Here is a 14,979-nt window from a genome sequence, read left to right on the forward strand (position 1 = left end):
AGACCCGGGCAAGCGTCTCACATAAACGTCTTGGTCTATTTTCGCAAGTCAGTTGGGCAAGACGTATTCTACTAGCTCTGTGCGTTGGAAAAACATAAAATTGTCGTCCGATATCATGGTCGCACGCAATCGGTTGCGATCATCTCGCCAGATTGAAACACCTTCTAGATTATCATGGACCCCTGACCCGGTTTTCAACAGTGTTTCTGGCTGAGACAGACCAGCGTTGGTCACCTTCCAGCGTCTCAGTTGGCTGCGAAACCCAAGCACAGAGGTTCCACGCTCCAAGACATACAGCCGCCCTTGGGCATCAAAATCAGCCCCCACCGGTAGAAAGCCATGGGTTGCTGGCAGGCTGAATGGAGTAGACCAGCGGCGGCCATCCCATCGATAGACCGGGATATTGCCATTAATGTCGCGATTGGCTTCGGGCATGGTATAAAGCCGCCCCTGCGCATCCATAGCCAACGATTCAAACGAGCCGTTTCTGGAGAGCGAGCGAAATGCCTTGGGACGGGGCAGAACATGGGAAATGCCGGACAGGGTGTCGTATTTAGCGACCCGATGCACACCCTCAAACGAAATGAAAAGATCCCCGTTTCCCGTGACAACCAATCCTTCTGAATCTCCGGCGCCCCCAGACAGGATCTTGTTCTTACTGGATCTCAATTTGTTGCTGGCCGTGAACTGTACGGATGTGATTTGATCACCGTCTCTCTGAATGCGGGCGGTCGCAATTGTGGACCGGTCGCTGAGGACGGTCATCGACCCCCCATCAGGTGCCATTTCAAGGGCCGAAAAACCGCCAAACCATGCTTGTTTCCCCTGCCAAGGGAAACTGCCAAGCAGAACCGCCTTTGGTGTGCTGACCGCTATTGCTGAACTGCTAAGCAGAACCGCAAGGACTACTGCGACTGCAAGACGGAACGACATTGTTTTGGCAAATCAGACAGAACGTATTCACGACGAGGCTTAGGCTTAGGCGCGTTCGGATCCCGCGGTTTTGGCGGAGGAGGGCTGAGAATGTCGTTCACCCACTTCTGGGCATCGGCACATCCATCCCCTTTGGGCGGAGCAGCTTGGTTTACACAGCCTTTCATGCCACGGGGGCATTTGAGCCGAACATGAAAATGATAGTGGTGGCCATACCAAGGGCGAATTTTACGCAACCACTTCCGATTGCCTTTCTCATCCTTGCACATCTGGACCTTGGCCCCGGGAAATACGAAAATCCGCGCTGTTCTTTTGTCTTTGGCAGCGGCGCGCAGGATCGCGTGATGTTGTGGGGTCCAGTTGCTGTTCACAAAGGCCCCTTTGGACCGGCGCATAGAAATCGACGAGATGTTTTCGCGATGTTTACGCGATAAGTTCAGATTGTTGGCTGGCAACATCCAGATATCGATGTCCAACCCAATTTGGTGACTGCGATGTCCTGACAACATTGGCCCGCCACGGGGTTGGCTGATGTCGCCGATATACAACCCGCTCCACCCGCGTTGATTACGCGCAAAGGTGCTGAGCTTTTTGATATAGTCGATGGTTTCCGGATGGCCCCAGTTTCGATTTCTCGACAGACGCATCGCTTGCCACGTCGGCCCGGATTCTGGCAACTGAACAGCTCCGGCAACGCACCCCTTGGCATAGCTGCCAAAAGGCGCTGCAGCTTGCTGTGATCCGGTGGTTTTCGCACCGAACAGAGATTTTGCCAGAGGTTCAGCAAAAGCGGGCGTTGTCAGAGCCAGCAGGAAACAAGAAAACAATACAAAACGGGGAACTCTCACTCGGAACCATCTCCTTCGGGTTTAACCCAATGTAACAAGATAAGGCCGATGATAAACAACCCTATGACTGGGGAAACCCCCAATCGCGCGCTGCCTGTCATTGTTGTGGCGATGCCGATCAACATGGGGGCCATAAACGCCGTCGCACGGCCCGAAAGACCATATAAACCAAAGCTTTCGGTCGGTGTTTCGGGATCAGAATGGCGAACCATAAGGCTGCGGCTCGAGGCTTGCAGAATGCCCCCCATGCCGCCGATCAGGATTCCGCAGCCGAAAAACAGCAGATCCGGCAGGTTTGATCCGGGCGCTAGTTGAATGCCAAATACCTGTGTTCGGTCCATGCTGATGATCGTTGTGCAGACAAAAATGAGAACCCATATCGCAACGATGATGACCGGCTTGGGACCAAAACGTTTGTCCATCTTGCCGCCAATCCATGCAAAGATAGAGGCGGCTAAAACGCTGATGATCCCGAAAACGCCGATTTTGACGATGTCCCATTCCAACACCAGCTTGGCATAGACCCCGCCAAACCCGTAAAGCCCGTTCAGGGCGTCCCGATAGAACATCGACGATCCAAGATAACTGCGCAGGCTGACACGGGTTTTGAGGTTGGAAATAGATTTCCCTAGAACGCCAAGCGCCTGTGAAAAGGAACCGCGTTTTCCGGTTGCCTTGGCATCCCGAACCCATAGGAAATACGGGATCATGAAGATCACGTACCAAGCAGCCGTCATCGGCCCGACAAAGCGCGTCCCTTCTTTCTGAGAGGCATCAAACCCGAAAAAGGGATCCAATCCGATCAGTGTTTTCCCATTTGGCTGTTCGACAAACATCAACAGCATGATGGCAAGCGAGACCAGTCCACCGAAATACCCAAAGGCAAACCCTGAACCAGAGATTTCACCAACTTCGCTCGGGTCTCCGAGTTCTGGAAGTTGAGAGTTGATAAAAATCAGGGCGTATTCTGCACCAACAAATCCCAATCCAAAGGCGGACAGCATCAGCCACATGTTTGATCCGTCAGGCGCGGTGTACCACAACATCGCCGATCCCACGACGTACATCACCGAAAACCCAAAGATCCAAGGAATTCTGCGTCCCGTTACATCGGCCAAGGCCCCGATCAACGGGGCCCCAAAACCGATCAGCAATCCGGTGATTGTCAGGCACAGCGACCAGACGCTTTGGGCTTTGGCGGCGGCGGCTTGATTATCAAGGCCGGCTTCGATGAAATAACCAGCAGCGACCCCGGCAAAAAAGGGGCCGAAAATAAAGGTGACCAGCAGCGTGTGAAACGGTTGGCTGGCCCAGTCAAAGAACCACCAACCCCAAATCCGCTTGCGTGTTGAAATCGTTGTCATGCGCATCCCCGACAGAGTTGGCTTGATATGACGAGTTCTACGCTCTTTAAGCAAGCCTCTCTTGCATGGGCGGCCAAGGCCGTTGCACGTCAGCCGCGCACCACGCAGCAATCCATTCGGGCATGTCTGGTGATGTACTGTCCACCTGCCCCATTTCGGCCAACACCCTGCTTGGCGCTACTATGCCTTTGGAATTGGTGACTGCGGCTCGGAACAAAACGTGGCTGGCGCATTCGCCGTTCTTTTTCCACATGGATTGTTCCAGATAGATAAACTTGTCGTCCCAGCACACGGCCCGGCTGCGCATTTCGAACCGTTCGAACCCCCGAATACGACGGCGAAAGCGCACCGTGCTGCCTGCCATTGTCATGCCCCAGCGCTTTTTGGTGATAACGCTGATCAACCCGACGCGCTGTGCATTCATGCTGCGCCCCAAATCATAGAGAGTCATAGCGCGGCCATTGTTCAGCTCGAGCCAGATATCCAAATCCCAGGGCCAACAGATGTGGGATGACACGTGGGTTTCAGTCAGGTTCAAAGGTGGCATGCGGCGGGCAACCATCAGATCTTTGATCAGGCGAACAATCGGAAACATGGGAATGGGACCTTTCTTTGCGCCTCTCATGCCGCAATGCGGCGTGACGTCAACCACAACCTTGCGAAACCCTTGCCCTTTTTGTCTTGGCTGCTTAGGTCTGAGGCGGTTCAAATAAAGGCGAGCTTCTATGCAATCTCTGTTCCAAATCCTGATGCTGATCCTGGACGTCGTCTGGTTCTTCATTATCGCTCATGTGATCATGAGCTGGCTGATCAATTTTCAGGTGCTTAACCTGAACCAGCAACTTGTTTCGCAGGTCTGGTACGGGTTGAATCGCGTGTTAGAGCCGCTTTATGGTCCGATCCGCCGGATGCTGCCGCCGATGTCTGGTTTGGATCTGGCGCCATTGATCGTTCTGCTGGGGGTTTTTGCAGCCCGCATTATCCTGACGAATAATATTGCGTTTTTCTACTGACCCGACGATCTGACGGTCGGAATCCCCCCAAACGTTCAGAAAGAACAAGAGGGCGCGCACCCTCTTGTTCCCTGATTCTTAGTATGTGATTGTGCCTTCCAAGAGCAGATAGACAAAATCACATACGAGGCCTGCCAATAATGCCCGACTCTGCGACCCTGTTGCGAGATGTCTTTGGATTCGACGCTTTCCGCGATGGGCAGGAAGAGATCGTTCAAGCCGTAACAGCGGGTGAAAACGTGTTGGCAATCATGCCAACGGGCGGGGGTAAATCGTTGTGTTTTCAGCTGCCTGCCCTGATGCGCGAGGGTGTGACGGTGGTAATTTCCCCCCTGATCGCCTTGATGAGGGATCAGGTGCGCGCCCTGCAAGAAGCAGGCGTCGCCGCCGGGGCGTTGACCTCGGGCAATACTCCCGAAGAAACCGAAGCCGTCTGGGACGCTTTGGAAGCCGGACGCCTGAAACTGCTCTATATGGCGCCCGAACGCTTGGCTGCCGGATCCGCCATGGGCATGTTACGTCGTATCGGTGTCAGTATGATCGCCGTGGACGAGGCCCACTGTGTCAGCCAGTGGGGCCATGATTTTCGCCCGGACTATCTGCGGATCGGCGAATTGCGGCGCGCGCTGGATGTGCCTCTTGCGGCATTCACAGCCACGGCTGATGCGGAAACCCAAGAAGAGATCGTTCAAAAACTATTCGATGGGTCCCCACCACGCGCCTTTTTGCGTGGATTTGATCGTCCGAATATCCATCTTGCGTTCACGGCCAAAGATGGCCCGCGCCGCCAGATCCTTGAATTTGCTGCGGCCCGCAAAGGGCAATCTGGCATTGTCTATTGTGGCACGCGTAACAAAACGGAAACCCTGTCACAGGGGTTGCGCGAAGCCGGCCATACAGCCTGTTATTACCACGGCGGGATGGAGGCCGAAGATCGCCGTACCGTTGAAACCCGGTTTGCCCGTGAGGATGGTCTGATTGTGGTAGCCACCGTGGCGTTTGGGATGGGGATCGACAAACCTGACATACGCTGGGTGGCCCATGCGGACTTGCCCAAATCGATCGAGGCTTATTATCAGGAAATCGGACGGGCCGGACGGGACGGTGGCCCCGCCGAAACCCTGACGCTATTCGGCCCTGATGATATTCGCCTGCGCCGCACGCAGATCGACGAAGGTTTGGCCCCCGCTGACCGACGCGACGCCGATCATGGGCGGTTGAATGCGCTGCTCGGGCTGGCCGAGGCGTTGGAATGTCGTCGTAAAACACTGCTGGGGTATTTCGGGGAAACCGCCGAAAAATGCGGGCATTGCGATTTGTGTGATACCCCAGCCGATGTGTTCGATGGCACAATGGCGGCGCGCAAAGCCCTGTCCGCAATTCTACGCACCGAAGAGTGGTTTGGCTCCGGTCATTTGATCGACATCTTGTTGGGCAATGAGACCGACAAAGTTTTGGCACGGCGACACGATCAGATCCAAACGTTCGGTGTTGGCAAAGAATATACACGACCGCAGTGGCAGGCGATTTTTCGTCAGATGATGGGGCATGATCTGGTGCGGCCTGATCGTGAACGCCATGGGGCGCTGCGCATGACAGAGGCCGCGAAACCGATCTTACGGGGTGAGGCGGGTATCGAGTTGCGTCGTGACTCGATCCGCAAGGCAACGCGGCGACCCGCGGTCAAAGCCATGGTTTCAGACGAGGATGCACCACTGCTGTCTGCGCTTAAGGCGAAGCGCCGGTTCTTGGCCGAAGCCGCCAAAGTTCCAGCATATGTGATTTTCCCGGATCGGACGCTGATCGAAATGGCGGAAACGCGCCCGGGAACGCTGGATCAAATGGCGCGCGTTGCGGGCGTGGGGGCAAAAAAACTTGAACGTTATGGCGCGCTTTTTCTCGAAGTGATCACCGGGGCGATCGAAGAGCTTCATCCGGCGCGTCGCAAATTGGCAGGGCGCGGCACCGCAGAGGTGTATGATCAATTGCTTGAAGTACAGGCGGAATTGTCACGCGGCATGGATGGGGTAGACAAGCCGCTTAGCTGTTCTGCCTCGCAATTGGCCAAAGTCGCACAGATGCGCCCGGATGACTCACAAGGGGTGGTACGCGTCTTGGGTGAACGTCGGGCAGAACGTTTTGCAGCTGCATTTCTGGACGTGTTGCGTGCGGCAAGCTAGATCAACTTGAGTGATGAAATTAGGGGACTGAAATGTTGGTGGTGATTTCTCCGGCCAAACGGCTGGATTGGGCAGAGCGTGACGTGCTTGCGACCGAACCCGACTATCAAGAGGATGCGATCCGTCTGGTGAAAACCGCGCGGAATTTGACCCTTGGCGATCTACAAAAGCTGATGGATATCAGCCCTGATTTGGCGCGCTTGAACCGGGATCGTTTCAAATCCTTTGAGCCCGAGCCAACAACCGATGTAACCCGCCCTGCCGCATTGGCATTTGCTGGCGATACCTATCAAGGTCTAGAGGCCGCATCACTGGATGCCGATGAGATGGCCTGGGCACAAGATCATTTGCGAATTTTGTCAGGTCTCTATGGTTTGTTGCGCCCTCTGGACCTCATTCAGGCCTATCGTTTGGAGATGGGCAGCAAGCTTAAAACCCGGCGGGGCAAGTCTTTGTACGACTATTGGCGCGATGACTTGAGTAAAGGCTTAAATGCGCAGGCGGCGGAAATCGGGACCGATGTCTTGGTCAACTGTGCGAGTCAGGAATACTTTGGCGCGGTTGCCCCCAAAGCGCTGAAATTACGCGTCGTGACGCCGGTCTTCATGGAAGACAAAGGCGCGGCCCCCAAAATTGTCAGCTTCTTTGCCAAAAAGGCGCGCGGTGCGATGGCCCGGTATATTGTTCAGAACAGGCTGACGGATGCAGAGGCGCTCAAAGACTTTGATATAGGCGGATACGAATTCCGGGCTGATCTGTCAGAGCAGAACAAACCTGTCTTTGTGCGCCCCTATCAAGATAAATGAGCCACGGCGCTTTTTTGGTTCACGCGTCCGGGGGCTGCACAGGATCTGCATCTTTCGGCGCTGACGCAAATATGCGTTCATGAATCAACGCCTTGCGCAGTGGCTTGGTTAGGTAGTGGTCTAAACCAGCAGCCAAAATTCCATCTGAATCGCCCGTCATCGCATGGGCGGTCAATGCCACAATCGGGACGTGTTGTCCGGTTCCGGCTTCTAGTTTCCGAATTTCAATCGTGGCTTCTTTGCCGTCCATCTTGGGCATCGAAATATCCATAAAGATCAGATCAGGTTTGAACGCGGTAAAGCCCTCGACAGCCTCCAGACCGTTGTTCGCGAACTTGAGCTCTATGTTGAGCTTTTGAACCATTTTGCGGAAAACAAGTTGATTGGTACGATTGTCCTCAGCAGCTAAGATCCGCATCAATCGTTTCTCGGTTTGCGGCGCGTCAGGAGCATCTGTCGTGACTGGAACGCTAGGCTCTGGTTTGGGTTCCATAACTTCTGCATTGCCGATGGTTTCGCTGAGTTTGGATTTTTCTCCAGACGGGGGCGTGAGTGACGCCAGACGTGAAAACAATTCAGCGCGTGGAACGGGTTTTTGCAAAATGCACTGAAGGTGTTTGCTGGCAGGGTCTGCCTGTGCCTCTCGTTGATTGGAGCTGAGCAACACAAACGGAATGTCACTCCACCCTTTGGCCCTGACTTTCTTCGCAAGCTCCAGGCCATTCAGGTCAGGGATGTTTTGATCGCTTAGAATGATATCAACTGTATCATCCAAGAGTTCCAGCGCTTCATCGGCTGTCGCGCAAGAGGTCACCTTAGCGCCGATTTGAGACATCTGTTTCTCAAGGATTGCACGATTGACGCATAGGTTTTCAACCACCATCACGTGGCGCATGTTATGGACCAGTTGCGGTGGTGCGGGTTGTGGGCCTTCGGCCATCGGCATCGGCACCCGAAAGCCAAAACATGATCCTTTGCCTTCTTCGCTTTCAACCCAAACAGACCCACCCATCAATTCAATGAGCCGCTGAGAAATAGCCAGGCCAAGCCCGGTCCCTTCGAATTGGCGATTTCGTTCATCTTCAACTTGATTGAATTCGCCGAAAATATGATTGATTTTGCTGGCCGGAATTCCGATCCCGGTATCTTCGATCGCAACATGAATCGCGCAGCTTTGCGAAACGGGATCTGGCACACCGGTTACGCGAACAAGGACGTGCCCAGCTTTGGTAAATTTGACAGCATTCCCCACAAGGTTTGTCAGAACTTGACGCACGCGCCCGGGATCGCCCGAGAATATTGTCGGGAGGAACAGGTCGTAATCCACCAAAAGGGTAAGATCTTTGTCGCGCACCGAAGGCTGCAACAGCATCGCAACCTCGTGAATGCAGTGTTCCAGATCAAATGGTTCTGGATGAAGCACAAGTTTATCTGCTTCGATTTTGGAATAATCCAGAACATCGTTGATGATGACCAACAAGGCTTCGCCAGAGTTCTTGATCGTGTTGGCGTAGAGCCTTTGTTCCTCGCTCAACGTCGTGTCGGTTAACAGTTCTGCCATGCCCACGACCCCGTTCATGGGCGTACGGATTTCATGGCTCATGTTTGCCAAAAATGCGGATTTTGCGCGGTTTGCACTTTCAGCGCGTTCTCGTGCAGCACGCAATTCGGCTTCGTATCGGACTGTTGAGGTAATGTTCAGCGCCAGACTGACCACATCACCACCGTGGCCGCGTTGATCCACGAGCTTGATGTATTGGTCATTCCACATCCGCATGACAAAGGGTTCCGGGTTCGGCGAAACCCAACGCTCGGTCATCATATCACGCCACTCTTCGGGGCTAAGTTGTTCTGTGTTTACAACGCCTTCGTCGGTGAACAGCTGTAGAATCCGAGCGTATGAAATCCCCGGCGTCACCTCTTCAAGCCCATCAAACGCATTAAGATAGGCTGCATTGGCGCCAATCAACGTGCTATCAGAATCAAAAAAGGCAAACCCATCCTGAATCGTTTGGATGGAATGCCACAACCGCCGTTCTGCAATTTCAACCTTGGCATGGGCCACGGTCAGGTCAGATTTCACCTTTTCGTTTTCGTCGCGAACGGTTGCAACCTCGGCTTGCTTGGCATCAATCTGTTTCGTCAAAGCAAGTGCGTGACGGCCCAATTTTCGGTTTGCAGCCGACAGCTCAGCCTGCTTGAGCTCAAGCAAACGTTCGGCAGATAGACGTGCGCGCCGTTCCTCGGCCAGTTTGTTGACAAGGCTCATTCCGGTGGTCCTTAGCGGTTCGTGGCGCTCACCATCGGATGAATCGGTGAATAAGTGTTTAAACCCTTGGCTGTTGCGGGAAATCGTTGCCATTGCGATGGGACTCATGTCACGCTCTGACTAGATTGGAGGGCCGCATGCCACGTCTTTGTTTTATTTTATTTGCTATGTTTTTTTCGATTGCCCAAGGCGCGGTGGCACAACAGGCCCTGTCCGATTTCCGGTATGTTGTTTCAAGAGATATGGATTTTTATGGCTCAGATCTGGATTCTCTGTTTGATACAGATCTGTCTGCCTGCGTGCAGGCGTGTTCAGCGCAATCGTCTTGTCAGGCGTTTACGTTTAACGCTCGGTCCAACGCCTGCTTTCCCAAACAAGGTGTAAGTGAGCAAACCCCATACGAAGGCGCGGTATCGGCGCTCAAAGTGGCGACTACAGCAGACGTAAAAAACCTGGCGCAAACGCGGGCAGAGGACCTTGGGTTTCTTAAAGCTGAGGATCTGAACTCAGCTCGGGTGATGAGCCAAAACCTGGGATTGCGTCATGCAGCGGGCGGTCAGAATTTGGAGTTTGTGTTGGATGCCGCGCGGGCGGCCTCTCGCGATGCCAATCGGTATATGCAGTGGATCGGGGTTGCTGTTTCACTCAGTGACCGGGGGGATCTGTGGACAGAATATGCCAACGCCTTGCTTGCAATCGATGTCAGCAACAGCAATCGCAAAAAAGAGAATAATGCACGGTCGCTATCTGCGGCAGTGAACGGATATCTTCGGGCGCAGAATACAGGCGCGCAAGTTTCTGCACTGCAGGTGCTTTCAGAGGGTTTAGAGAAATCCGGGCGTGGTCGGGATATGCTGGCTGCCTTACGTTTGGCCAATACGCTGCAACCCCGGGATGACATTGCCCGCGCATTGGAAGCCGCGATTTTGAAATACGGCTTCCGGGTCGTCGACAGCACAGTGGAAAGCGATTCCACAGCGCCGCGAATTTGTGCGCAATTTTCAGAACCTTTGGTCAAAGCGGGGGTGGATTATGAACCCTTCGTCAATCTGCCATCGTCTTCTTTGGTGGTACAGATTGATGACTCACAGTTGTGCGTTGATGGGGTCGCGCATGGCAGCAGATATCGCATTCTGCTGCGCAAAGGATTGCCCGCCGCATCGGGTGAGGTTCTGCACAAAGATGTTGAGCTGACGCATTACGTACGTGATCGTGCCCCGTCGGTGAAATTTCCGGGGCGATCCTATGTGTTGCCCAAATCCGCTGATGCGGCCTTGCCCGTTCAAACGGTCAATTTGACCGGGCTAGAGTTGAAATTGCGTCGGGTGAGTGATCGGAATTTGCTGCGCGCTGTTCAGGATGGGTATTTTGGCCGCCCACTGAACCACTGGCAGGATCAGAACTTTGCAAGTGAAATTGCACAGGATGTGTGGGTCGGTACGGGTGAGGTTCAGAATGAGTTGAACCAAGACATGGTAACCCGATTACCTATGGGCGAGGCGATTGCCGGGCAACCAGCTGGAATTTATGCGCTGACTGCACGAGTTCCGGGGGCAGATCCGTATGACGATCCGGGTGCCACACAGTGGTTTGTTCTCAGCGATCTGGGGATCAGCACGATGTCGGGTACAGATGGGTTGCACGTCACAGTCCGTGGCTTGGGGGATGCGTTACCCAAAGCCGGGGTCGAGGTGACACTGGTGTCTCGGGCCAATGCGGTGCTGGGGAAACTGACTACGGATACAGGTGGGTATGCCCGCTTTGAACCGGGCTTGGCGCGTGGGGATGGATCAGCAGCGCCTGCAATGGTTTTGGCAACACTTGATGACATGGACCTTGGGTTTCTCTCACTGACAGATCCGGCCTTTGATTTGTCGGATCGCGGCGTTGAAGGGCGTGCACCTGCAGGGCCGGTCGATGTCTTTTTGACCACGGATCGCGGCGCTTATCGGGCAGGTGAAGTGATCCATGCAACGGTTCTGACGCGCGATGATGCGGTTACGGCCCTCGAAGGGGTGCCGTTGACGGCGGTCCTCAGCCGTCCTGATGGAGTGGAGTATCGCCGCCTTGTTTCCGGCGGTGGCAATGTTGGGGGGCACGTGTTCTCGTTTCCCGTGGGACCAAGCGTTCCACGCGGGGCGTGGCGGTTGGATATCAAGACCGACCCCAAAGGGAAAAGCGTCGCAACCCAAACGGTCTTGGTCGAAGATTTCCTGCCAGAACGGATCGACTTTACGCTTTCATTGCCGAATGCACCGTTGCGCCCGGGCGAAAGCCCCCCGTTACAGGTTCAGGCAAAGTATCTTTTTGGTGCGCCGGGGTCTGATCTGAAAATTGACGGTCAGGTTGTGCTGCGCGCGGCCTCACAATTGGCAGAGTGGCCCGGTTATCAGTTCGGTCGCCATGCTGAGAGCGCATCGGCGCAGAGCAGCTATTTCGGAGATCAGAAAACGGATGACAAAGGGCAGGCTTTTGTTCCGGTCGAAATTCCGCGTCTCAGCTCGGCGGGCAAACCGCTCGCAGCGACCGTGATCGTGCGCGTTGCAGATGGATCATCGCGCCCGGTCGAACGGCGATTGGTTGCGCCGGTGTTGCCGGATACGCCTGTTCTGGGGATTAAGCCCCTGTTCGACGATGTGGTGACCGAAGGCACAGAGGCCGGGTTCGAGATCATTGGCTTAACTCCAGACCTAACACCCACCACAATGCAGGTGCGCTGGACCCTAAATCGGGTCGAAACCCGGTATCAGTGGTATCAGCTGTATGGCAATTGGAACTGGGAACCGGTGACCCGACGCACCCGGATCGCGACAGGTGACGCCACGCTACAGGGACAACCATTGTCTGTTTCCCATCCTGTAGATTGGGGCACGTACGAGCTGGTGGTTGAACGTATTGATGGCGGCTATGTCGCCGCGTCAGCGGATTTCTACGCAGGGTGGTATCAGGCGGCAGATGCGTCCGCTACACCGGACCGGTTAGAGCTTTCGTTGGATCAAGACAGCTATCAACCCGGGGATACGGCCAACTTGCGCATCGTCCCGCGGGCCGCCGGCACGGCCCTGATCACAGTGATGTCCAACAAGGTCATTCATCGCCAGGCGGTAGAGGTGCCAGCCGGCGCAAGTGTGATCCCCCTTGAGGTGACCGAGGATTGGGGCACAGGCGCCTATGTCACGGCATCAGTGATCCGCCCGATGGATGTCTCGGCTGGCCAAAACCCGGCCCGCGCACTTGGGCTTGCGCATGCGACGGTGGATCCCATCGGCAAACGGCTGACGGTCTCGGTCGAGGTGCCAGACGTGGCGCAACCCCGCCAAACCCAGCAGGCGAAAGTCGTTGTTTCAGGGGCCGCTGCCGGTGAACAGGTCTGGATGACGTTGGCGGCAGTGGATGTTGGCATTCTCAACCTGACGGGCTTTGAAAGCCCGGACCCCGATGGGCACTACTTTGGCCAACGTCGGTTGGGCGTTGAGCTGCGCGACGTTTATGGACGTTTGATTGATGGGTTGAACGGCGCTGTTGGCTCTGTGCGATCCGGCGGGGATGCCAACGCAGGCATACGCTCGCAATCCCCGCCGCCAACCCAAGACTTGATGGCGCGCTTTAGTGGCCCGGTTGAGGTGGGCGCAGATGGCACGGCCACTGTCGACATCGACCTGCCCGCGTTTAATGGCACCGTGCGATTGATGGCCGTAGCATGGAGCAAAACAGCAGTTGGTCAGGCCGAGCGGGACATGATTGTGCGCGATCCTGTGGTTGTAACCGCAAGTTTGCCGCGCTTTTTGGCGCCGGGTGATGACAGCCAGATCTTGCTTGAGATTGTGCATGCGGATGGCCCTGCTGGTGACATGACAATGACCTTGACTGGTGACAGCACCCTGCAACTGGCCACACAGCCAGGCGGCTTCACGCTCGAGACAGGCAGTAAAGCCACGTTCCGGGTGCCGGTCAAGGCTGTGCAATCTGGGATGGGGAACATCGATGTTGTTCTGACCACACCAGATGATCGTGTCTTGCGTCAAACATTGCGCTTACCTGTTCAGTCGAATGATCCGGTTGTCGCGCAAACGCGGCGGTTCACACTGGGCGCGGGGGACAGTTTCCTGTTTAGCAAGGATGTCTTTACCGGGCTGCGCACAGGATCTGCACAGGCAATCTTGTCTGCGGGCGCTTTGGCGCGTTTTGATGCGCCGGGTTTGCTGACGGCGCTGGATCGATATCCGTACGGATGTACGGAACAGGTGACCTCCCAAGCGATGCCTTTGCTGTACCTTTCGTCTGTTGCTCAGGCTGCGGGGCTTGGGGACGGTCCAGCGGTCCGTGCGCGTATTGATGCCTCGATCACGCGGGTATTGACACGGCAAGCGTCGAACGGGGCCTTTGGCCTATGGCGCGCTGAAAGCGGCGATTTCTGGCTGGATGCCTATGCCAGCGATTTCCTGAGCCGGGCCCGCACCGAGGGGCACGTGGTCCCCGACCGGGCCTTTACCCAAGCGATGGATAATCTGCGCAACCGTATCAATTACGCGCCGGATTTTGATATCGGCGGTGAAGACATTGCCTATGCCCTGATGGTGCTCGCTCGCGAAGGGGCCGCCGCCATGGGCGACCTGCGATACTATGCGGATGTCAAAGGGGATGGGTTTGCAACGCCGCTTGCCGCCGCCCAACTGGGAGCAGCCCTCGCATCCTACGGGGATCAAACCCGCGCGGACCGGATGTTCTCTCGCGCGGCTCAACTGATCGACCGTCAACAAGGGCACGAGGGGCCATTTTGGCGGGCGGATTACGGAACATCTGTCCGCGATTCAGCCGGGGTTCTTGCCTTGGCCGTCGAAGCGGGCAGCGCAGTGGTGGACCGTAACCGTCTGATCACCCAGATCAGCCAAGAAACCGAAACCATGTCGACACAAGAATCCGCCTGGACCCTTCTCGCGGCACAGGCATTGGTGAAGTCACCAGAAACCTCAGGGTTGAGGGTCAACGGTGCGCCGGTCGAAGGGCCGTTTGTACAAATACTGTCTAATGCGACGCAGGAGGCGATGAATATAACCACGACAGGCAGCGGGGATCAGGACATTACTCTGACCACACTCGGTATCCCCGAGGTCGCCCCCCCCGCCGGGGGCACAGGCTACAGTATTCAGCGGCAATATTTTTCTATGGATGGGGAAGAGATCAATGGACCCTCCTTTGTCGTTGGTGATCGCTTTGTCGCCGTGGTCACGGTTCAACCGTTCGAAGACTCTGGCGCTCGGTTGATGGTGCGTGACCCGCTACCCGCTGGATTTGAGATCGACAATCCTAGCCTGTTACGGTCAGGCGATGTGCGCGCGCTTGAATGGTTAAACCTGTCTGACGCCACCCATAGCGAATTCAGAGCGGATAGCTTTCTTGCGGCTGTGGATATCGGTGGCCGCGATCCGGTGACGCTGGCCTATGTGGTCCGGGCTGTGTCCGCCGGTCAGTTCCATCACCCTGCAGCATCTGTCGAAGATATGTATCGCCCCCGGTTTCGTGCGCGCACAGACACATCGCGCGTGACTGTTCAGGATTGATGATC

9 protein-coding genes are annotated in these 14,979 nt (G+C 55.5%); 4 read left to right on the forward strand and 5 right to left on the reverse strand.

Going from position 1 to position 14,979, the window contains the following annotated elements; translation table 11 throughout:
* Nucleotides 1-48: 48 nt before the first annotated feature.
* From ABWV33_RS15890 to ABWV33_RS15905, 4 genes are read right to left on the reverse strand one after another with little or no spacing between them, the layout of a single operon-like run.
* On the reverse strand, nucleotides 49-933 hold the full coding sequence (locus tag ABWV33_RS15890) for an esterase-like activity of phytase family protein (RefSeq protein WP_353332158.1): 885 nt from the start codon (nucleotides 931-933) through the stop codon (nucleotides 49-51).
* A complete protein-coding gene (mepA, locus tag ABWV33_RS15895; protein ID WP_404932688.1) occupies nucleotides 906-1,742 on the reverse strand; it encodes a penicillin-insensitive murein endopeptidase in 837 nt (278 codons plus the stop codon). Before mepA ends, ABWV33_RS15890 begins: the two co-directional genes overlap by 28 nt.
* 35 nt (nucleotides 1,743-1,777) lie before the next feature.
* Complete coding sequence (locus ABWV33_RS15900) at nucleotides 1,778-3,145, reverse strand: MFS transporter (protein ID WP_164618741.1); 1,368 nt, start codon at nucleotides 3,143-3,145, stop codon at nucleotides 1,778-1,780.
* A gap of 46 nt (nucleotides 3,146-3,191) precedes the next feature.
* Complete coding sequence (locus tag ABWV33_RS15905) at nucleotides 3,192-3,740, reverse strand: acyl-CoA thioesterase (protein ID WP_113823607.1); 549 nt, start codon at nucleotides 3,738-3,740, stop codon at nucleotides 3,192-3,194.
* Nucleotides 3,741-3,870: 130 nt separating this feature from the next.
* Here ABWV33_RS15905 and ABWV33_RS15910 point away from each other — a divergent pair, with 130 nt between their 5' ends.
* From ABWV33_RS15910 to yaaA, 3 genes are all read left to right on the forward strand, one after another.
* Entirely contained in the window at nucleotides 3,871-4,158 is a 288-nt protein-coding gene (locus ABWV33_RS15910) for a YggT family protein (protein ID WP_113823608.1), read from the forward strand.
* A gap of 140 nt (nucleotides 4,159-4,298) precedes the next feature.
* The gene (gene recQ, locus ABWV33_RS15915; RefSeq protein WP_353332161.1) at nucleotides 4,299-6,338 is read left to right on the forward strand and encodes a DNA helicase RecQ; all 2,040 of its coding nucleotides are present in this window, start codon (nucleotides 4,299-4,301) and stop codon (nucleotides 6,336-6,338) included.
* Between the two features lie 32 nt (nucleotides 6,339-6,370).
* A complete protein-coding gene (yaaA, locus tag ABWV33_RS15920; protein WP_353332163.1) occupies nucleotides 6,371-7,144 on the forward strand; it encodes a peroxide stress protein YaaA in 774 nt (257 codons plus the stop codon).
* 19 nt (nucleotides 7,145-7,163) lie between these two features.
* On the opposite strand, the gene ABWV33_RS15925 is transcribed toward yaaA, so the two are convergent.
* On the reverse strand, nucleotides 7,164-9,413 hold the full coding sequence (locus ABWV33_RS15925) for a response regulator (protein ID WP_353332165.1): 2,250 nt from the start codon (nucleotides 9,411-9,413) through the stop codon (nucleotides 7,164-7,166).
* 137 nt (nucleotides 9,414-9,550) lie between these two features.
* Here ABWV33_RS15925 and ABWV33_RS15930 point away from each other — a divergent pair, with 137 nt between their 5' ends.
* The gene (locus ABWV33_RS15930) at nucleotides 9,551-14,974 is read left to right on the forward strand and encodes an alpha-2-macroglobulin family protein (protein WP_353332167.1); all 5,424 of its coding nucleotides are present in this window, start codon (nucleotides 9,551-9,553) and stop codon (nucleotides 14,972-14,974) included.
* Nucleotides 14,975-14,979: the final 5 nt, after the last annotated feature.

It is taken from the genome of Phaeobacter sp. NW0010-22 (assembly GCF_040365955.1).
GTDB lineage: Bacteria > Pseudomonadota > Alphaproteobacteria > Rhodobacterales > Rhodobacteraceae > OMPR01.